Raw genomic sequence first — 20,095 nt, 5'->3', positions numbered from 1 at the left:
ATTTGAAATTCATACATATTTGATTTAATAGGAATAACAAATCTTTTTTAGGAGGAAAAATTGTGAAAAAGCTGCGGTATTTACTCGTTGGCTCGCTCTCGGTCTCTTTGTCATTCAGTTCGATGCATCAGGTTCTTGCAGAAACACCTGAGGAAACGCAGGTCCGTATTCTGGAAGAACGTCCAGCACAATCATCCAAACATGATGAACCCCAATCTGTTATTGAAAGTGAGAAAGGAATAACGCTTGTTACCGATCAACATACAGAACCTATTGGTGACGGTGTGCAATTAACAACCTTTGAACGATTTGATGCCCGTGGATGGCTGAACGGGGAAATGATGAAAGTGGATCTGGCAAACGGCTCCGTTTATGCAGATATTCTTCATCCAGGCGTTGTGTCAAAAGCTGAGCCTCTATCCGAAACTGCCAAGCGCGAAGGGGCAATCGCTGGCGTAAACGGCGACTTTTTTGACATCAACGGAACAAAGGCAACCATTGGTGCAGAGGTTCAAGATGGCAAGATTCTAAAAGGGGCGACTTCCGGAAGGGAGAAGTCTGTAGGAGTAGATACGAACGGACTCGGGCAGATTGCCGATCTTCTACTGGATGGGTCCATGATCTTTAATGGAAAGACGCATCCGCTAACGGCATTTAACCAGTACAGCATACCGGTCAATGGAATTGGCTTATATTCCTCCTTTTGGGGAACAGCTGCTCGAAGTGGAGTCGCTGGAAGCAGTAAATCTGTCCATGAGGTAAGAATACAGAATGGAAAAGTAACAGAGAGCCGATCTGGCATTTCGGATGAAGAAATTCCTGAAGACACGCTTGTTCTGATCGGGCGTGATGCAGGAGCGGCGACTCTGCAGCAATTAACCACAGGACAGGAAATTGCAATCAATTATGAACCAAAGGTCTCTAATGGCAACCCCTTTGAATTCGCGATTGGCGGAAATCCTGTACTTGTAAAAAATGGGGAAGTGCAAAACGTAGACAATTCCGTATTAGCCCCACGTACAGCCGTCGGTTTCTCGGCTGACGGAAAACAGATGTACTTCGTTATCGTCGATGGCAGACAAACCGATAGCCGTGGTATGACACTCTATGAATTTGCAGAACTGATGAAGGAGTTCGGCGCTCATCATGCGATCAATCTGGATGGCGGCGGATCTACGACGATGGTTGCCCGTACACCTGGTGAGGATCATGTTGACATCGTCAACAGTCCATCTGATGGTGTAGAGCGAGCCGTCCCAAATGGGATCGGACTTTTTACAGAGAAGGGGAATGGTAACCTTTTTGGTTTGAACGTTTCTACCGAATCGGAAATCGAAAACGCGGACCGTGTTTTCCCTGAGCTTACAAGGAAATTTGCTGCCAAAGGGTATGATAATGTTTACGATCACGTTGAAACCGGACAAGTGAAATGGCAAGCTCTGCCTGGCGACGTTGGCAAGCTCGGGGATAACGGTATCCTTCATGCCGCAAAACCAGGTAAAGCGGAAATAGAGGCACAGAACCAGTCGGTAAAAGGTACAAACCCTGTTACCGTATTAGACAAATTAAAGCGGATTGAACCCGATGTTGATAGACTGGGTCTGGCAGAAGGAGCAACAGGCCGGTTTTATGTAAAGGGGTATGACAAGAACGGATATTCTGCACCGATTGAGCCCGAAGATGTCAGCTTAGCGTACGACCCATCCATTATCGATATAAAAGCGGACAAGGACGGATATTTCTCCGTACTGCCAAAAGTGAATGAAGGTTCTGCCTTAGTTACAGCAACCGTCCTTGGTAAAAAAGCGTTTCTTCCTGTAACCGTCGGCTTAAAAACGGAAAATGTTTCAGCGATGGAAACAGTGGCCGACTGGCGGTTTTCATCAGCGCGTGGTTCGGGTGTGATCGGAACCGCAGCGGGAACGAATGGCAACGGTATAAAAGTAAATTTTGATTTTACGAAGTCGACAGGAACACGTACAGCAAATGTGCATCCGGTTAGTCCGCTGTTTCTCCCGGGTGAACCGCAGTCGATCGGCCTTTGGGTGAAGGGGAACGGCAAAGGAGAATGGATGTCTTTTACAACGAAAGGTTCAGATGGGAGCAACCATTATCTTTATGGCCCATACGTAACGTGGACAGGCTGGAAGAAGATCGAGATACCGGTACCGGCAGGAGTGAAATATCCCCTTGAATTAAGGACAATCGGTGCCATTGAAACCAATAAATCGAAGCAATACACAGATGAGCTTATCTATGATGATCTGACCGTTAAGGTGAGCCCTTCCGTGGAGGTTCCAGTTGTCCCGGAAAAGCCGGATCCGATTGTCCTGCAGAATGCTGAAATCGGGAAAGACCGCTGGAAGTTCGCCGTGATGGCGGACAGCCAGTTTATCGCCAGTTCACCGGACAGCCAGCAAGTTCGGCTTGCCAGAGAAAGCTTACAACAAATCGTTAAGGCTGACCCAGAGTTTTTGATCATCGGCGGGGATTTCGTTGATACGGCGTATAAGGAAGACTTTGCACTTGCTAAAAAGATCCTGGAAGAAGAGGTAGGAGACAAGTTTCCGGTCTATTATATCCCTGGTAACCATGAGATCATGGGTACAGGCAATCTGGACAACTTCCTTCATGATTTTGAAGAGAACAACTACTTTTTTACACATAAAGGCACACAGTTCGCCCTGATGGATTCATCGACCGGCAGTTTGCGCACCTCCGATTTTGACCAATTGGTTGAATTTAAACACATGCTGGAGAATGCGGCGAAGGATCCTGCGGTCAAGAATATCGTTGTCATGGAGCACCATCCGACAAGGGACCCTCTTTCCACACAGAACAGCCAGCTCGCTGACCGGAAAGAAGCAGAGCTATTAGAGAAGTGGCTGACTGAATTTAGAGAAGAGTCGGGCGGAAAAGGCGTACTCCATGTTTCCGGTCATGCCCACACGGTAAATGTGGAACGTGTTGACGGAGTACCGTATATGGTTGTCGGTCCGACAGGAAAAGCCCCGTATGGGCCGCCAGAGGAAGGCGGATTCCATGAATGGACGATGTTCGGCATCGACCCAACTCCTGTTAAGTCAAAAGCAAACGGGCCAGATCGTTCAAGCGAACAAAGTCCGGTGCATGACACAGAATGGATACGTGCAGAGGTAAATCCTCTTCTAGAAGGTATAACAATGGATGCACCAGAATCGGTTGCAGTGGGTGAGACAGCAGAGGTAAAAGCGACCGGTCATCAGGCAGGAAACGTTAACTTCCCGCTGTGCTACCCGGCAAGCGTCAATTGGAGCGGAAGTGAAAATCTCTTTATTGGGACAGGGGAAGCTTTAGAGAAAGCCAAGGAATCTACCAAATTTATCGCTGTTTTTAACATAGCAACAGGCACGCTCACTGCCATTCAAAAAGGAGAGATTCGATTAGCTGTAGAAACAAATGACACAGAAGCAGAGAAAGCAATCTCTATTCAATAAAGAGACAATAACTATCCTTCTCGTGAGGATAGTTATTTTTTGTCTTAATCATTCAATGCTATAATTTAGGCAACAGTGAAAATATGAAATGAATCCTAATGGGAGATTGTTATGTTTAAGATTATGATTGTTGAAGATGATGTTAAGATCAGAAAAATTGTAGCTGAAACGTTAGTAAAATGGAAGTATGACGTTATTGAGATCGCTGAGTTTGACCAGGTCTTATCCGATTTCGAAAATGCTCAGCCGGATCTGATTCTATTGGATATTAATCTGCCTTCTTTTGATGGCTTTTATTGGTGCCAGCAAATTCGGGCCGTCTCACGGGTCCCCATCATTTTCGTTTCATCCCGGAATCAGAACATGGATATCATCATGGCGATGAATATGGGCGGAGATGATTTCATCCAGAAACCATTTGATCTCGATGTTCTTATAGCGAAGATCAGTGCTTTGCTGCGCCGGAATTACACTTATCAAAATAATGAGAGCTTAAAATTGGTTCATCGAGATTTAACGTTAAACCTAACCAATTCCACGATTCAAATAGGCCAGCAAACGGTCGAACTTTCCCGAAATGAATTTATTATCCTGCAGATGATGATGCGCAGAATAGGTAAAATTGTTTCCAGGGAAGAACTGATGCAGGCACTATGGAATGAAGAACAATTTGTGGATGACAACACGCTGACGGTAAACATCAATCGCCTAAGACGAAAGATTTCTGGAGTTGGGATCCATGATTTTATCGGAACCCGTAAAGGATTGGGGTACATCATCGAATGAGATTTTTCAAATTCATAAACTATGAAAGACCATATATCATCTTGTACATTCTTATGCTGCTGATAATGTCAGCGGTATTCTATACGGACCCCGGCATGGCATGGAATTGGAACACCTTTTTTTATGGACTTGCCCTGACGGCGATCATCATGATCGTATTCTTCATCTACCGATACCAGCGAAACCTGTCTGTAATCCGCCATATGCAGGAAGAAGAGTACGAGAATCTTTCATTGGAAGCTGCTTTTTACCGCCAGCTGCTGGATGAAAGGGAAAAAAATCAGATAAGAGATCTGAATCGGATTAAGGATAAACAGAAAGAGTACTACGATTTTATTGTTTCGTGGTTCCATGAAATCAAGACACCCATCTCTGTACTCCGGCTGATGGAGCAGACGGAAGTAGACCTGAAAAGTTTTCAAGAGGAAGTAGCTAAAATCGAACATTATGTGGATCAAGCCTTGTATTATTCAAAGTTAGATAACTTCCATCAGGATTATGATATTCAGAACTGCGAATTGGATCAGCTGATCAAAAAGGTGATAAGAGCTCATTCTAAATCATTCATATCTAAAAAGATAAGTCTGCAGCTTGATGCAGAGCCAATCACTGTTCAGAGCGATGGGAAGTGGCTGCAGTTCATCTTCAATCAGCTGATCTCGAATGCGTTAAAATACACCGGAGAGAATGGGAAAGTGACCATTAAGACTCATGAAACATCCCAGGAAAAACAGTTGACGATTAGTGATAATGGAATCGGCATTGAAAAGATGGATCTGCCTCGCATTTTTAATCGGGGCTTTTCCGGGACGAACGGACGGACACAGACGAAATCAACGGGAATGGGGTTATATTTGGCACAGGAATTGTCAAAAAAACTGGGACACTATATTACTTGTACTTCTACAGCTGGAGAATACACCGAATTCATCATACACTTTCCAAAGAACTATGATCCTTATCTCCATATCAAATAACCGCAATGACCGTTTGAGGGTCGCTGCGGTTTTTTGTATGTTAGTATCTTTGATTGACGATTCTAAAGTAGATCTTCGCGGAAGACAGGTAAAACAACAGATAGATAACGAAGTAAACCGCAAAGACGAGCCAGATCATATTCGTAATCTGAGGGAAATCCTGAATGGAATCCAAGATATAATATTTGAGAATGAGCCAGCCATGAAGCATGCCGAGAACAAGAGGCGGGAAGAAAACAAAGAACAGCTGTTTTCGGATCACACTCTTAAACTCACGGTCGGCTGTCCCTAACTTGCGAAGAATCGAATATTGTCTCTGTTCTTCTGTTGCTTCACGCAATTGCTTGAAGTAAATCACACTTGCTAAGGCAAACAGCGCGATGACCGCAAGAAAAGTGGCAGAGAACAGAAGCAGGGAAGAGCCCTCGATCTGTTTCGAATACACATCGGCGAAGGAAGAATAATAGGCTCCTTCTTTCTTGGCCATAAGATCGTGTATTTTCTTCGATAAGGATTCGGCCCGTTTTTCGTTTTCAATTTCATAGATCTCAAAAGGGATCGGCTGAACGTTAGCTGCAAGTTCTTGATAAACTTCATCTGACACTACCACGATAGCTGGTTTGATCAGCATGGATTCCTCCGGATCGCTCGCCCAGCCTAATAGGGCGTAATCCTTCATTTCCACGATGGTAACAGTAACCTTTTCTGTTGCTTCGATCTGAAAGCGTGGCTGCTGACCTTTGGGCAACCTTTTAGCGAAATCCGTTCCTTGACTAAGGGAAACGGCTTCATCATCTTTCAGATTGATCTTTTCCGGGTCTCCACGCAATGCCACGATCTCGTTATATGCTTTTTCAGAAAACAAAAGGACGTCTTTTGAAAAATAATCTGGTTCGTCAAAAGCAAGACTCATAGCAGAGACAGGCTTACCCGGGATCCCCGAAATGGTTCTGTGGTATTCAACCGTGTGCTCGGAGTCCTTTATGACCGTTTGAATATCTTTGTTGGTTTCCTCATCCAATGACTGATAGGCAATATCGTTAGGCAGGTTCCTTCCTACCGCTTCAAACTGGACCGCGTAATTGATGGCAACGAAACCGATCAGGAAAATGATAGCGGAACTGAATAACGAGATAAAGGTTAGGTTTAATGTGTTGCCTCTTACTTGAAAACGGAGCGATGAGATCCATAATGGTTTATTTCCTCTATAATAATGAGGGCTTTTACTCATCCGCTGGAGCAGCCAGCCTGAAAACTGACGGAAGAACAAGTAGGTGCCTCCAATCATCCCGATCGTGACGGTAATCATTGCAAAGGTCGTATGATCTTGCCAAACATTAGAGCCTCTGCCTCTTGTGATAAGGAAAATGGCTGCTCCTAATAACACAACGGACAGTGCTGCCAGTGTAAAAGAGGATGGAATCGGTTTATCCATCTTTTCTTTGGCGTGAAACAATTCAACGAGCTGAACCCGGCGGATCAAAAAGAAGCTCTGAACACTTGTAAGAACCGTTAGTCCCAGAAACAGCACGATGGTCAAAACAATCGCCTGGATGGGGAAGTTTAGTGTGATCACATTGTCATACTGCATCAAATTCATCAACAGCATCCCGAAGAATTTAGACAACAAGCCCCCAAGGAGTATCCCTATAACAAGAGAAACAGCCCCGATCAACAACGATTCAAAAAATACCATCAGCGTAACCTGGCTTTCTTTCATCCCTAAAAGCAGATACAATCCAAACTCCTTTTTTCGTTGCTTCATAAAGAAAGAGTTCGCGTACAGAATAAAGAAAATAATAAACAGGAAGATCACCACTGAGGCAATCGTAACACCCATTTGAAAGCTCTCTTTGTTCTTTAGCATCACTAATATATCCTGGTTGTAACTGAGCGATAAGAACGTGAAATGAATGATTACCCCTGTAATCATAGCCACTAAATATATCGTGTAGAGCCGGAAATCGCGCTGAACGTTTCTAAATGTTAGAGTCAGTAAGTTCACCTTTGATTTCCTCCCATGGCACTTTGTATCGTCAGGATACGGTCAAAGAAGTCCTTTTGCTGCTGATCTCCTTTATAGAGTTCGTTCACGATCCCGCCATCCCTTAAAAAGACAACCCGCTTACAATAGCTTGCGGCATACGGATCATGTGTGATCATCAGGATGGTCGTCTGAAAGGCTTGGTTTAAATGTGACAGCTGCTCTAACAGCTGGGTGGCTGAACGGGAGTCCAATGCACCCGTCGGTTCATCCGCAAAAACGATAGCAGGATTGGTGATGATGGCACGAGCTGATGCCGTTCGCTGCTTTTGTCCGCCTGATATTTCAGTAGGATACTTGTCTAGAAGGTCAGTAATTCCTAACGCCTCTATAATAGGCCGCAGCCGTTTTTCCATTTCCTCCGTCGAGAATTTTCGAAGGGAAAGGGGAAGCAATATGTTTTCCTTAACCGTCAATGTATCGAGCAGGTTATAATCCTGAAAGATAAACCCCATTCGTTCCTGGCGGAAGGTACGCAACGCTTTTTTATTCAGATCTAATAACGATTGCTCCTCCAGCCACACATCTCCGCCCGAGAATTTATCAATAGTCGATAACACGTTCATCAACGTGGTCTTTCCAGAACCGGATGGTCCCATGATCGCGGTGAACTCACCCTCTGTGATGGTCAGATCAATATTCTTTAAGACTTGTGTCTTTCCGTACGATTTTGTTAAGTTTTTCGTTTGAATAACAGGTTTCATTGTAAAATCTCCTCCTCCTGCTATTTACTATAGGATGGCTTAAAGTTCGTAACCATAGATGTAACAGGATGTTAGATTACAATATTGTCACATTCGGAGGGGATTATGTAAAATATTTCTTTCAGCTAAAATAAAATCAAATAAACTGCCCATCAAACAGATCAGTTACAGTGACGAAAGATGAAGGGGGATAAGACATTTAGAGAATTGGATACATTTAACTGAAAATATGAAGAAAGAGGAGCTAATAAAGTACTTGGATTATGAATGCCGATTACAAGGGGTTCACATTATAAAAGTAGTTGTGAAATTTGGTCCGGACTCAGAATTTAGAATAGGAAGAGACTCTTAAAAATAAATAAAAGTGTTTTTGACTATGTGTTTGGGGGATTGGTTGTTTTATTGGAAACCGTGGTCTTAGTGTTTCTGTGTGAAAACAACCCCAAAAATCTGTATCTTAAAAACTGTTGAGGTTCTATCGTCTAAACATGAAACCACGGGTTAGGTGACGCAACAGGAATAAGGTGACAAGAAACTATTTCTTATAGTCTCTTATATGTAAACTATCATTTAGGAATTACAGTGGGATACCCCTTTTTAAAGCGGCTTGTTCAATCAAACTAATTTCATTATACATAGCATCAGATAAGATTCCATTTTCTATGTTCTTATTTATTTCATAATAGAATCCAGCTAATAATTCTAAAGGAAAGATTATCGTAAAGTGAACTTTCTTCATTTTTCATCAAAAGCCCCCATTATCAACAAAGATTAGAAATTTATGGATTTGCTTGTCTTCTAACCATTTTGTTCATTTTAAGCCGATGATGTATTTCCTTAACTTCACTTTCAAACAGTAATATGTTTAAAAAATTCAGGAGTTCATACGATCTGATTTCTTTCGGGTATGTTTTTATGAATTGTTCAACAACATCTCGTTGGTCATCTGATAACTCAGCAATAATCTGTTCCGTGGTATACATCATCTCGTCCTCCCATACAAGAATTTATTACGAACACTAGGAAATGGCTTTAGTTATTTTCGTTTTTATATCTTTAATCCTAATATTTGTTCGTAGCTTAATAAAAATAAGTGAGGGCTTTTATACTAAAATAATAATATAAATGAGAGACAGAAACATAACAGAGGATGAAGAACTTCAGATATGTATAAAGGGAGTCTGAAATTTACCAATTTTTTCATTCCCCATTTCTTTATAAATCTAGATTGTACTATATCATCTAATACATAATTATTTTTTTGTTGATGCTACGGTAGTTAAAGTAACTCGAACTGATTAACGATGTTTTTTATTGAATTAAGTTATGGTTTATAAGAAGGAACAAGGAAGTGAAGATAGAAGAAAACAAAATAGGATACGCTATTTAAAAATAATAACGGGAGGGTTCGAGATGAAAACAACAACTGAAAGAATTGTTGAGAAGTTTCCGTTTGTTCAAGATGTATTGTCTATAGAAGCTTTATCTGAGGAAGAGATAAAGTCTTATAATTTGGTAGAAAAAACCTTTCTACAATTAGCGTTGTTTTTTGAGTATCCTGAGGAGATGAAGTTTGACCTGCAGTTATTATATAAAAATTTGGATAAAGATTCCTTGCCTTTTGCGTTAGAATTAGTTGTTATGTATTTTAAAAAGGATAATTTACTGATTCAAAAACCTACTTATTCAGTACTTCACGAAGGGGATCAATATTTTGCTATTTAAAAAAATAAGGTTGATTCTGAAGTGAAATCTCCATCTGTCCTCCATAAAAAGACTTTGTGTTCCATATGCCGTGCTGTTTCCAGGATGGTATTAGAGATTCGACAACCCAAAAATTCGTTATACCCTAAAAGACCCGAGGATGAACATCTTCGGGTCTTAATATTTGGATTCGTTTCTAGATGAAAAACATGAAGGCAACCAAAAGAGACAGGTTGCCTATTATAAAAGGGGTAACCTTATATTACTTTAATGATTAAACGATAAATAGAGTAATCAGACATATTATAAAATACTCAAAAGACTTCATATCCAAGTATGACATTAAGAAATCTGTCACCAGGGGTATCTGTCCTATATTTTCCTTTCTTACATATATGTTAGAGTAGGGAATAAATTGGAGGTAGATAGAGTGAAAGACGTTTCCACTCAGTGTGTAGTACATACATTGGGAGTTGGTGTAGCAGTATTGCTCAATATTTGGTCGGATAAACTGACTAAACCAATCAAAGGAAAGAGCGCTGAAGTACTATCTGAAGAAATGGCCCAAAATCTTGGGTCAGTGTTCGGGGGTATCATTAAAGAAGCTTTTGATCAACCACATGTTTTAAGGAAGATGTCTTTTGACCCTTTTTGGAACCTAGCTTTTCCATGTCTTCTCTTGTTTGTCTCGCTGTTTATTCTGGGTTTTATCTGTAAAGATCTCCTTCGTTCCATTCCTTTTAAAAACGATTCAGGGCTAGATCTTGTGCTTAAGATCATCCTATCCATCTCCCTTGTTTTTTCAACCGTTTTAGTACTGATCAAATGTGGTCAGTTACTTTTCTTAAACGTTGTTGTCACAGTAGTCACGTTGATCTTCTTTAGTGTCCTCACTCTTTGTATAAGTTCTTTATTTAGCAAAAACAGAGTCAATGCAGATTAAAACATTTTAGCAAAAGGTCACTCATTGACTTTTTCTTATCTTTTCCTAATGTAATCGTTCTTTTCCCTTTTTTAGTATACGTCTGATGCCTTTCAGCCTTTGACTTATTAATCCTGCAATAGTTCGTTAATTAATTGACAATTATAATGGAATCCCTTATATTAATGACAGTAAACACTGACATTAGTTGAAAGGGATTTTTACAATGGGCTCTAACAGGAAGCAAGAAACTTCAGAAAAACTCATGATAGCTGCCATCGATTTAATGTCGGAAAAAGGCTATAACGGGGTAACGACCGAAGAGATCGCGCGTACTGCCGGGTACAGTGAAAAAACACTATTTAGGCATTTTCAGAGCAAACAAAAACTTTTGGAGGCTGCATTTGAGAAATACCACTACGGGGAAGAAATGAGAAATCTTTTTCATCAGCACCTACAATGGGATCTCCAAGAAGATCTTTTAATGGTTTGTAACACCTATCATAAGATCATGCAGCAGAATCGAAAGATGATCCTGATCGCTATGAAGGACGGCGAACATCTTCCAGGATTCCGGGAGGCCACCCACAAACACCCAGAGCAGTTAAAGGCATTCTTAACCGATTACTTTGAAAAGATGCTGCAAAAAAAGAAAATCATAAAAGTAGATCCAGAGAAAATGGCAATTGCTTTTTTATACATGAACTACGGGGCAGCCTTAGGAAGGATTCATAATGACCCTTCTTTTACTACAGTCTACCTTGAAGATTTCATCAAAGAGAGCGTGTTTCTTTTTACTAGGGGTTTAACTCCCTAGTAAAAATTTTTACTCCAAAAAGTCAGTAAGTACTGACACCCTTTATTTAATTTGCGCATACATTTAGAAAGGAGGTGAAAACAAACATGGAAAATAAGGACCAAGATAGACTTTTAAGTATATTAACTATTACCCTTGCACTTTCTTCCATGAGTGTCTTGGTGTTCAACTTTGTAATGCCACAGATAAGTGATGAGTTTCAACTTACCAATGCACAGGTAAGTTGGGTAGCTTCTTCATATGCCTTGATCTATGGGATAGGTACGGTCTTCTATGGGAAGCTGGCGGATCGTTATAATCTTAAAGAACTCCTCACTTTTGGGTTAATCTTTATCGCATTAGGTTCTCTTTTAGGGTTTTTCTCTCAAACGTTCTCGATACTCCTCACAGCACGCGTCATGCAGGCAGCTGGAGCAGCTGTCATTCCAGCAGTAGCTACTTTAATTCCAATTCGATACTTTCCCAAAGAGAAAAGAGGAGCGGCAATGGGTACTGCGTTTGTAGGTTTGTCCGTCGGTGGAGCCTTGGGACCAGTCGTGTCGGCTGTAGTGATTCATTTCCTAAACTGGCGCTGGCTTTTTTGTATTCCGTTTTTAATCATCTTAACTCTACCTTTTTATCGCAGATATCTAAGCAATGAACGTGGTACTCCACAAAGGATTGATTGGCTTGGTGGAGGGTTGCTCGCAACTACCGTAACGTTCATCCTAATGGGGGTTACAGAAGGAAGCAGGTGGTTGATAGGTGGGATCATAGCCTTATCTGGTTTTGTATTTTGGATCAGAACTGTTCGGGCTCCGTTTTTACAACCCCAGCTATTTTTAAACAAAAAATACACGTTAAATCTCGGAATCGCATTTCTCATAAACGGAATCGGTTTCTCTCTTTACTTTTTGATTCCGTTACTACTGGCAGACGTTCACGGATTAAAGTCAAGTATAATCGCTTTCGCCATGGTACCTGCTGCTTTAGCCTCCGCCCTGCTGGGGAAAAGAGGAGGGAAACTAGCCGACAGCAAAGGCAACGCTCACCTCTATTTTATTGCCGCCCTTCTCTTAATCTCATGTTTTACGATGTTGTCGACTTTTACAGCATCGACAGCTTTTTTAATCTCATTGGTTTTAATTTTGGGAAACGTAGGTCAAACGTTCATGATGATCGCATTGGCGAACTCGGTGTCCTTAACATTGTCTAAAGAGAAAACAGGAGTGGGGATGGGGTTATTCTCGATGCTGAATTTTATCGCGGGTGGGATGGCCACTGGATTGTATGGAAAAGTAGTCGATATCGGCTCTGATTTAACATGGAACCCACTATCATTCTTTCATGAGGGAGCAGTCTATAGCAACATCTTTTTCGTTCTTGCTTTACTCCATGTCTTAATCTCTATTTTTTATTTTCTGTTTATCGTACAAAAACGCAGTTTAATGAATCGATCAATACAAAAAGAAAAAACGATAAAGGAGGAACTTAAATGTTAAAAATCGGTATCATTATCGGCAGTACTCGAGAAGGAAGGAACGGTGAAGCCGTTTCCAGCTGGATGTACAACTTTGCAGCAAATAGAAACGATCAGGTGGAGTTTGAACTTGTGGATCTCGCTTCATATAATCTTCCGTTCTTTGGAACTATCCAACAAGAGGCTGAGCAGATCATTGAAGCTTGGTCGAAGAAGATGGCTTCTTTTGATGGATATATCTTTGTAACGCCAGAATATAACCATGCAACGACGGGAGTATTAAAAAACGCACTCGATTACCTGAACCGTGAAATCAATAACAAAGCAGCTGGGTTTGTAGGATACGGAGGTCTAGGGGGAGCGAGAGCAATCGAGAACCTGCGACTTATATTAGGAGAACTCCAGGTTGCTGATGTCCGAACATCTGTCACGTTCTCAATTATCACGGACTTTGAAAATATGAGTGTCTTTAAACCAGCCGATTACCATCAAAGGAACGCTAACGAAATGTTAGACCAACTTCTCTCTTGGAGCAGCGCGTTAAAAGCCCTCCGAGAACAAAGACTGTAATTAACTTTTCCGGAGGCTTGACATTAAAATTGAAGTATACACTAAAAAAGCAAAAAAAGAGGAAAAGAACTTTATCTTTTCCTCTTTTTTCTTCTTTTTGTGGATTCTAACACGGATTTAAAAGTATTAATTTGCAATACGTTTTTTTATTTCATCTTCTTCATCTTTTTCATAACCATTAGCCCAGAATTCTGCATTCTTAATACCCAATTTAGTAGAATTAAATACAGGGTCTTGACCTTGCTTTAGTTGCTCTTCATAATCCTTTAAAGCAATATTTGCTGGTTTGAACAATAAAAGAATAGCAAATAAGTTCAACCATACCATAATTCCAAGTCCGATATCCCCCATTGCCCATGCTAGGTCTGCTGTCTTTACGGATCCATAGAAAGTGGCGCCTAGGAGGACAAATTTTAATAAAGTCATAGCTAATTTTCTATGTTTGCCTTGTACTAGATAAGCAAGATTTGTTTCTGCAATATAGTAATAAGCGAAAATGGTCGTGAAGGCGAAGAAGAATAGAGCAATCGCAATAAATCCTGATCCGAATCCTGGCAGGATGGTATCAACGGCCGCTTGAGTGTAAGCAGGGCCACTTTCTACTCCTTTAAGATTCTCAACTAAGACTTCCCCGGTTTTTTCATTTACTGTATTGTATGAATTTGTAAATAATATCATGAAAGCGGTCGATGTAACGACTAAGAACACATCTAGATAAATTGAAAATGCTTGGACTAGTCCTTGTTTTGCCGGGTGTGATACTTCTGCGGCTGCTGCAGGGTGAGCACCTGTACCTTGTCCAGCTTCATTCGCATATAGTCCACGTTTTACACCCCACATAATGGTTGAACCGAGAATACCACCGAACATTTCTTCTGCTCCAAAAGCACTTTTAAAAATAAGGGTAAATACTTCTGGAATTCTTTCGAAATTAACCAAAATAATAGCTATTGCAATTAGTAAATATCCGATGGCCATAAATGGTACGAGAAATTCTGCAACTCTCGCGATACGCTTAACTCCGCCAAAAATAATAAGACCCATTAGTAAAACAACTACTAAACCAGTAATTGTATTATCAATACCAAAAGCATTGCTAACGCCCTCCGCAATGGAATTCGCTTGAATACCTGGCATTAGTACAGCCATAGCAAGGAGTGTTGCAATGGCAAAAATAACGGCGAACCATTTCCACCCAAGTCCCTTTTCAATATAAAATGCAGGACCGCCTCGATACTCTCCATCTTGCTTTTCTTTATAGATTTGTGCAAGAGTAGACTCAACAAAAGCTGATGCTGCCCCGATAAATGTGATTATCCACATCCAAAATACGGAACCTGGCCCCCCAAATGCAATTCCCGTTGCCGTTCCAGCAATATTTCCGACTCCAATTCGTCCTGATAAAGACATTGCTAATGCTTGAAAGGAAGAGACACCTTCATTGGAGCTCTTACCAGAAAATAATAAACGAACCATTTCTTTTACATGACGAATCTGCAGAAATCTTGTCCGCAAACTAAAGTACACACCTACTGCACAAATAAAGATGATGAGTGGTGCGCTCCATAAATAACCGTTAATGCCAGTAACAAGCTGCTCGAACATAAATTTCCCCCTCTGATGTGTGTAGAATGAATTTTCATGCTCCCAAGATGTTGTATAACAAGATGACATTTAAAGTATAAAATAATACAGTATAATATGACAATGAAATATTTTGTATATTCGATATATTTTGATTATAGAAATATATTAAATAAATAAAATATTAGTAAAATTTTTTATGATGAATAACCAATGGAGCGAAGTAAATTAAACGAAATAATCTTCTTTAGATATCGTCTGTAAAAACATTTTGTTTTTGGCGAAAAGCTCTTTAAGAGGTATTCCTTAAAGAACATCAATACCAATAATGAGAAAACTTAACCAGTAAAAAGCAAGAATAACATAACCGTATTTAATCAGGGAGGAATGAATTTTTTTGAATTAAAAGCAGATATTGTTGATGAAACTCAATTGATTTAATAGAAGGAATTTGATTTAAAGTTTGTGAAAATATGTAAAAAAAACACAAAAAAGTGACCCACCTTGCACGGCCAATGTAGAAAAGGTTACTTTCTCGGTACTTATACACTTTGTTGAGCTACTGCACTTCTTATATATACTAGAAAAAGCCTCGGACAATTAATGACACGAGACTTTTCTAAATTAAATGGAAACTATATTAAAATTACTAATTGAGGTAAAGTAGTTAATTGTGTCTTGTTTCTAGGCGCTTTTCAATACGCTCAAGCACCTTTTTATCTTGTAGCAGTTCTTTTTTATTTTTTACTACTAATTCTTTAAAGGAGATCATATTCTTCTTTCTCATCGTATTCACCTTCCTTTGCTTATGAATATTATAGCCTATATTTTCCCATGATTAAGCGAACAAATGTTACAAATTATTGAATATTTTGAAAATTAAAGGGATCGGGGAGCAAAGCTCTGGATAGAGTGCATCCAAAATGATACGGAACCTGTCGTAAAACCTTAGGAAGCATGTTAATCGTTATCGAGAAAAAAATCCCTTTCATTTGAAGGGATTTTTTTTCTTATCTATTTTAGGTTTAGGAAGGAAGCTTTTCAGATTTAGAAAGTAATTCTTCTAAAATGACTGAGACTCCATCTTCATCATTGGACAATGTAATATGGTCACTTTTTTCTTTTACAAGAGGAGCAGCGTTCTCCATGGCAACTCTTATACCCGCAACATTAAACATGGGCAGATCATTTAAGCTGTCACCGATCACGATAGTTTCTTTCATATCCGTCTGAAGATAGGATGCCAGTTTGATCAAAGCCTGGCCCTTTGTGGCTTTTTCATGATTGATCTCAATGTTATTAGGGTGGGAGGATGTGATGGCATAACCGCTCAGTTCAGAAAATTTATTTTGAGCCCCATGTAATGCATCCATGTTAAGGGAGAAGATGAGGACTTTATAAATGTCCTTGTCTCCTAACCAAATCTGACGGATATCGTCAATATAAGTAACAACAGCCTGCTGAAATTGTTTCTCCACAATCTCTTTTAACTCTGAGTGAACGTCAAGAATATGGGAGAGGCTTTCTAAATGTTCACGGTTGTGCAAACCCGCGTACACGTTATCATTACAATAAATTTCACAATATAGATCATTCTGGTCACGTACCCATTCCAGCACTGGGATAAGGCTGTCTTTATCCAAAGGAAGATCATGTATGGCTGTCATGTCGGTCAGGTTGATCGCAGCTCCATTAAGGCTGATGATGGGACAGTCAAGACCGACAGCTCTTAACTGGCGATCGGCGTCCTTATACGCCCTCCCGGTTGCGATGACAACCTGATGATTATTTTCTTGGCACTGCAGGATACTTCTTTGATTTCGTTCACTGATCTTTCCATCTGAATTAAGCAAGGTTCCGTCCATATCAATCGCAATAATCATGATTTTATGCCCTCCTTTTATAAGAGACTTATAGTGTGTGTGCAAACGAATAATTACTTGTTATCTGCTGGGTAAACCAGCCCAACCTGTCTTCGTGCCTCAGTCATGATCTTCATGACAGTAAGAGAATTCGCATGCGAGTTTACCTTGGACTCCAGCTCGCCTCGCTCGATCAGTTCGATAAACTCTTTTGCTTCGTAATACATCTTCGGCTTATCCTGCTCCACCGTAATGTCTTCCGTTCTTCCATCATTATAACGAATCTCAATCTTCGTCAAGTCCTGAATGTGGTCAATGATGATGCTTCCGTTCTCGCCTTGAATCTCAGACGGCACAAAGGAATTTGAGATCTTCGAGTACATGATTACGGCTTCTTTATCACCATAGTTCAGGAGGATGCTGCCTTCACCGTCTACGCCAGACTCCAGCAAATAGGCGTTTGCCTTCACGGACTCAGGCTCTCCGAAAAGAACGACCATCGGATACAGGCAATAGATACCGATGTCCATTAAGGAACCGTTTGAGAACTCTGGGTTGAACGCGTTCAGCACCGTTCCTTCCTTATACTTGTCATAACGGGAAGAGTACTGGCACGAGTTCCCGAAATAACGGCGCACTGTTCCGATCTTATGCAGGTTCTCCTGAATGCTTTTAAAGTTCGGCGTCACGGTAGAACGCATCGCTTCCATCAAAAGTACGTTGTTTTCCTTTGCCGTTGCGATCATTTTTTCGATTTCAGCTACATTGGACGCGATGGGCTTCTCACAGATAACGTGCTTGCCGTGCTTCATGAGCGTGATGGCGTGTTCAGCATGAAAAGAGTTCGGGCTCGCGATATAAACGGCATCAATTACAGTGCTTGCTGCCATTTCTTCCAGATCGGTAAATATATATTCAGCACCGTTCTTCTCAGCAAATTCCTTTGCTTTTTCTTCCGTACGGGAGTAGACCGCACTCAATATAAAACTCTCCACTTCACGTGCCGCAGCAATAAAGCTTTCTGTGATCCAATTCGTTCCGATAACTCCAAATTTCAAGATTCAATCATCCTTTCATATCTGTAGGCAAAAGCCTACAACTTTGCATAGTATGTATTCTACTCCTATCGCTAAGGAGAACACAACCTATGTGGCATTCGCGTTCATACTTACCGTTAATCCGTATTGTAGGTCATGGATTTCTTTTTGGAGCTTCTTAAAATCTTTTAACTCCGGGATAGGTTTTTGGGAAAATGCTCTCTGTTGTTCAGCTGACTTTGCCATCACTTCAAAAGCGAGCATCAGTTGTGCCAGCTCTTGATCTGAAAGGGAAGGCCGTTTCTTTTGTACAGAAGCTTCTATTAAATACCCGAGCTGTTCGAGGGAAAAGATAACTGGCAAAAGAAGCTCGGTTCGTGATCGGTTTTTTGAAAGCTCACCGAGAGCTGTATTGTATACGATGCGAAGGTTGGTCAGATTGGTCTGCATCTTCCGGTTCTCTGCCGAATCATCGAGATCCGTATCTTTACCGTACTCTGAGAATAGAGCAAGCAAAAACTGCTGCTGGCTTCGGATCGTTTTTGCCATCAGATGGGGAAGGAGATTCGATGCGTGCCTTCTGCTGATCAGAAGGGTTCCGAGTAGTCCGATCGCACTTCCGATGAGTACATCGACCACACGTGCTGATGCAAAAAAAGGGACGTATGCATCTGCGTTGTGCTCTCAGCAAGCAGCAAAGCGTTCGGCGTAATGAACAGGGCTGCCACTGCATAGTTAAAGACGATAGCGAGTTCGGTCAGGAACGTAAACAGAAAGATCAGGAGAGGAATCATATAGCTTTCCGGTTGGAAAAATAATATTGAAGATGCAATCAGGATTCCTAAGATTGTTCCGGCTGACCGCTGGATCGCCCGGTGAAACGTGGCGATGATGGTTGCACCTGACATTACAGCTGCACACGATAACGGAATCCAGTACGAACGATTGAAATCGAATGAAATCGCGATGATTGCCGCTAATGTAAGCACGATCCCAAACCGTACAGATGTCAGAAAGACGATGGAATGCTTATCGAATGCTCCTGCAAAAACAGTTAAAAGAGAAGGTTTCGTGATTTTAATGTCTTGCACAACAGGTTCTTTTTGAATACGAACGCATCGGTCCAGTTTTTGTGCAAGTTGCTGAACATGGGTGTTGTTTGATTCAGGCAGTTCAGCTTTGTTGACCGCTTTTACACCTTTCGGATCAATCGCATCTGAAATAACCCTTGCCATTTTGCTCAATTTCTTAGGCAGCGGTTGATCCTGTTCATGAACATGCTCCAGGATATCTGAATAGAGATCATAAGCCTGATGGATCAACAGAATAAGCCTCTTGTAGTGATCGATCTTACGCCATGGGATGTAACCGGCTAACAGTGTATCTTCAGCCGTATTCAGGACTGAAACAAACCGATGCCGCTGTTCAGAAAACCGATCTGTTCCAACGGCTTCTAGAAAGTCAGCGAGTTCTGCATAAGCTTTTTTGACAGCAGCTGTTTCCGGACCGTGCGGGTTGAACAGGAATCCTGCCATCGCCACACACCATGAAAAGATTCCACCGAGAAGAACGAGACCGACCCGAAGCGGAGCAAGTCCCGGATCAATAGGCATGCCGGTTGAAAGCAAAAAGACCAGCACAAAAAAGATTGCAGCCGGCCCCGTAATCTTTAAAGCACCAAAGATAAAGGTAACAGTCATTCCAATCAAACCGACCATGAGAGCTGATGCCAAGGGATAAGTTGCTAAAAGGGTTCCTAAACCGACCGCTGCGGCAATACCTGTAAAAGCAAAAAATAATTTTTTCGCGCGCTGTGCATAAGGGATATGAAACACATATAGATAGGTAAAGCCTCCGATTCCGGCCAATAAACCATACTGCAGGCTGCCAAACAAAAGACCGATTACGACAGGAAGGGCTGAGCATAATCCGGCAAGAAGTGACTTTGACCATGGAAAGGAGCTCTTATTCAAAACAAAAGCCTGCTTTAAAAGGGGCAGAAAGACAGGTTCAGGTTGTGTTAGTTTGTTCATGCTGAACCTCCGTATAAATTGTAATTATGTAATGAATGAAATTATTTCACTCTTTCATATTCTACTCCTATAGTCATGTTTTAGACAAATGTTGAGGACTCTCGCACTATTTTTGTCAAA

The 20,095-nt window shown here is 41.1% G+C and carries 18 protein-coding genes; 8 read left to right on the top strand and 10 right to left on the bottom strand.

Features of this window, described 5'->3' with window-relative positions:
• The first annotated feature begins 62 nt into the window (after nucleotides 1–62).
• From IEV52_RS14985 to IEV52_RS14975, 3 genes are all read left to right on the top strand, one after another.
• Nucleotides 63–3,476: a phosphodiester glycosidase family protein gene (locus IEV52_RS14985; RefSeq protein WP_188403312.1), complete on the top strand. Its 3,414-nt coding sequence runs from the start codon at nucleotides 63–65 to the stop codon at nucleotides 3,474–3,476.
• A 111-nt stretch (nucleotides 3,477–3,587) separates the two neighbouring features.
• Nucleotides 3,588–4,262 (top strand): response regulator transcription factor, encoded by a 675-nt coding sequence (locus IEV52_RS14980; RefSeq protein WP_188403311.1) that lies wholly within the window; start codon nucleotides 3,588–3,590, stop codon nucleotides 4,260–4,262.
• A 53-nt stretch (nucleotides 4,263–4,315) separates the two neighbouring features.
• On the top strand, nucleotides 4,316–5,239 hold the full coding sequence (locus tag IEV52_RS14975) for a sensor histidine kinase (RefSeq protein ID WP_229754306.1): 924 nt from the start codon (nucleotides 4,316–4,318) through the stop codon (nucleotides 5,237–5,239).
• Between the two features lie 40 nt (nucleotides 5,240–5,279).
• On the opposite strand, the gene IEV52_RS14970 is transcribed toward IEV52_RS14975, so the two are convergent.
• The 4 genes from IEV52_RS14970 to IEV52_RS14955 all read right to left on the bottom strand — a co-directional run bounded on the left by IEV52_RS14970 (nucleotide 5,280) and on the right by IEV52_RS14955 (nucleotide 8,970).
• Nucleotides 5,280–7,244, bottom strand: coding sequence for an ABC transporter permease (locus tag IEV52_RS14970; RefSeq protein ID WP_188403309.1), 1,965 nt, complete (start codon nucleotides 7,242–7,244; stop codon nucleotides 5,280–5,282).
• Nucleotides 7,241–7,987, bottom strand: coding sequence for an ABC transporter ATP-binding protein (locus IEV52_RS14965; RefSeq protein ID WP_188403308.1), 747 nt, complete (start codon nucleotides 7,985–7,987; stop codon nucleotides 7,241–7,243). The genes IEV52_RS14970 and IEV52_RS14965 overlap by 4 nt, the downstream gene beginning before the upstream one ends.
• Nucleotides 7,988–8,564: 577 nt before the next feature.
• Nucleotides 8,565–8,726 carry a hypothetical protein gene (locus tag IEV52_RS14960; RefSeq protein ID WP_188403307.1) on the bottom strand — a complete coding sequence of 54 codons (162 nt, stop codon included), beginning with the start codon at nucleotides 8,724–8,726 and terminating at the stop codon, nucleotides 8,565–8,567.
• Nucleotides 8,727–8,766: 40 nt separating this feature from the next.
• The gene (locus IEV52_RS14955; protein ID WP_188403306.1) at nucleotides 8,767–8,970 is read right to left on the bottom strand and encodes a hypothetical protein; all 204 of its coding nucleotides are present in this window, start codon (nucleotides 8,968–8,970) and stop codon (nucleotides 8,767–8,769) included.
• A gap of 430 nt (nucleotides 8,971–9,400) precedes the next feature.
• On the opposite strand from IEV52_RS14955, the gene IEV52_RS14950 reads away from it, so the two are divergent.
• From IEV52_RS14950 to IEV52_RS14930, 5 genes are all read left to right on the top strand, one after another.
• Nucleotides 9,401–9,712: a hypothetical protein gene (locus IEV52_RS14950; RefSeq protein ID WP_188403305.1), complete on the top strand. Its 312-nt coding sequence runs from the start codon at nucleotides 9,401–9,403 to the stop codon at nucleotides 9,710–9,712.
• 409 nt (nucleotides 9,713–10,121) lie between these two features.
• Nucleotides 10,122–10,634 carry a hypothetical protein gene (locus tag IEV52_RS14945; protein WP_188403304.1) on the top strand — a complete coding sequence of 171 codons (513 nt, stop codon included), beginning with the start codon at nucleotides 10,122–10,124 and terminating at the stop codon, nucleotides 10,632–10,634.
• A 205-nt stretch (nucleotides 10,635–10,839) separates the two neighbouring features.
• Nucleotides 10,840–11,430: a TetR/AcrR family transcriptional regulator gene (locus IEV52_RS14940; protein WP_188403303.1), complete on the top strand. Its 591-nt coding sequence runs from the start codon at nucleotides 10,840–10,842 to the stop codon at nucleotides 11,428–11,430.
• Between the two features lie 86 nt (nucleotides 11,431–11,516).
• A complete protein-coding gene (locus IEV52_RS14935; RefSeq protein ID WP_188403302.1) occupies nucleotides 11,517–12,911 on the top strand; it encodes an MFS transporter in 1,395 nt (464 codons plus the stop codon).
• Nucleotides 12,905–13,459, top strand: a complete 555-nt coding sequence (locus tag IEV52_RS14930) for an NADPH-dependent FMN reductase (protein WP_188403301.1) — start codon at nucleotides 12,905–12,907, stop codon at nucleotides 13,457–13,459. The genes IEV52_RS14935 and IEV52_RS14930 overlap by 7 nt, the downstream gene beginning before the upstream one ends.
• Nucleotides 13,460–13,585: 126 nt before the next feature.
• Here the strand turns inward: IEV52_RS14930 and IEV52_RS14925 are convergent, their stop codons facing one another.
• The 6 genes from IEV52_RS14925 to IEV52_RS14905 all read right to left on the bottom strand — a co-directional run bounded on the left by IEV52_RS14925 (nucleotide 13,586) and on the right by IEV52_RS14905 (nucleotide 19,975).
• Nucleotides 13,586–15,064, bottom strand: coding sequence for an alanine/glycine:cation symporter family protein (locus IEV52_RS14925; protein WP_188403300.1), 1,479 nt, complete (start codon nucleotides 15,062–15,064; stop codon nucleotides 13,586–13,588).
• Nucleotides 15,065–15,710: 646 nt separating this feature from the next.
• Complete coding sequence (locus IEV52_RS14920) at nucleotides 15,711–15,830, bottom strand: FbpB family small basic protein (RefSeq protein ID WP_188403299.1); 120 nt, start codon at nucleotides 15,828–15,830, stop codon at nucleotides 15,711–15,713.
• A gap of 238 nt (nucleotides 15,831–16,068) precedes the next feature.
• Complete coding sequence (locus IEV52_RS14915) at nucleotides 16,069–16,926, bottom strand: Cof-type HAD-IIB family hydrolase (RefSeq protein ID WP_188403298.1); 858 nt, start codon at nucleotides 16,924–16,926, stop codon at nucleotides 16,069–16,071.
• A gap of 53 nt (nucleotides 16,927–16,979) precedes the next feature.
• Complete coding sequence (locus tag IEV52_RS14910; RefSeq protein ID WP_188403935.1) at nucleotides 16,980–17,966, bottom strand: Gfo/Idh/MocA family protein; 987 nt, start codon at nucleotides 17,964–17,966, stop codon at nucleotides 16,980–16,982.
• An 84-nt stretch (nucleotides 17,967–18,050) separates the two neighbouring features.
• Entirely contained in the window at nucleotides 18,051–18,491 is a 441-nt protein-coding gene (locus IEV52_RS22370) for a hypothetical protein (protein WP_229754305.1), read from the bottom strand.
• Between the two features lie 38 nt (nucleotides 18,492–18,529).
• Nucleotides 18,530–19,975 (bottom strand): FUSC family protein, encoded by a 1,446-nt coding sequence (locus IEV52_RS14905; protein WP_205724002.1) that lies wholly within the window; start codon nucleotides 19,973–19,975, stop codon nucleotides 18,530–18,532.
• Between the last annotated feature and the right edge of the window lie 120 nt (nucleotides 19,976–20,095).

Source organism: Fictibacillus barbaricus (assembly GCF_014635025.1).
Classification (GTDB): domain Bacteria; phylum Bacillota; class Bacilli; order Bacillales; family Fictibacillaceae; genus Fictibacillus; species Fictibacillus barbaricus.
The sequence above is the reverse complement of the archived record's forward strand: the minus strand, read 5'-3'. Positions and strand labels throughout refer to the sequence as shown.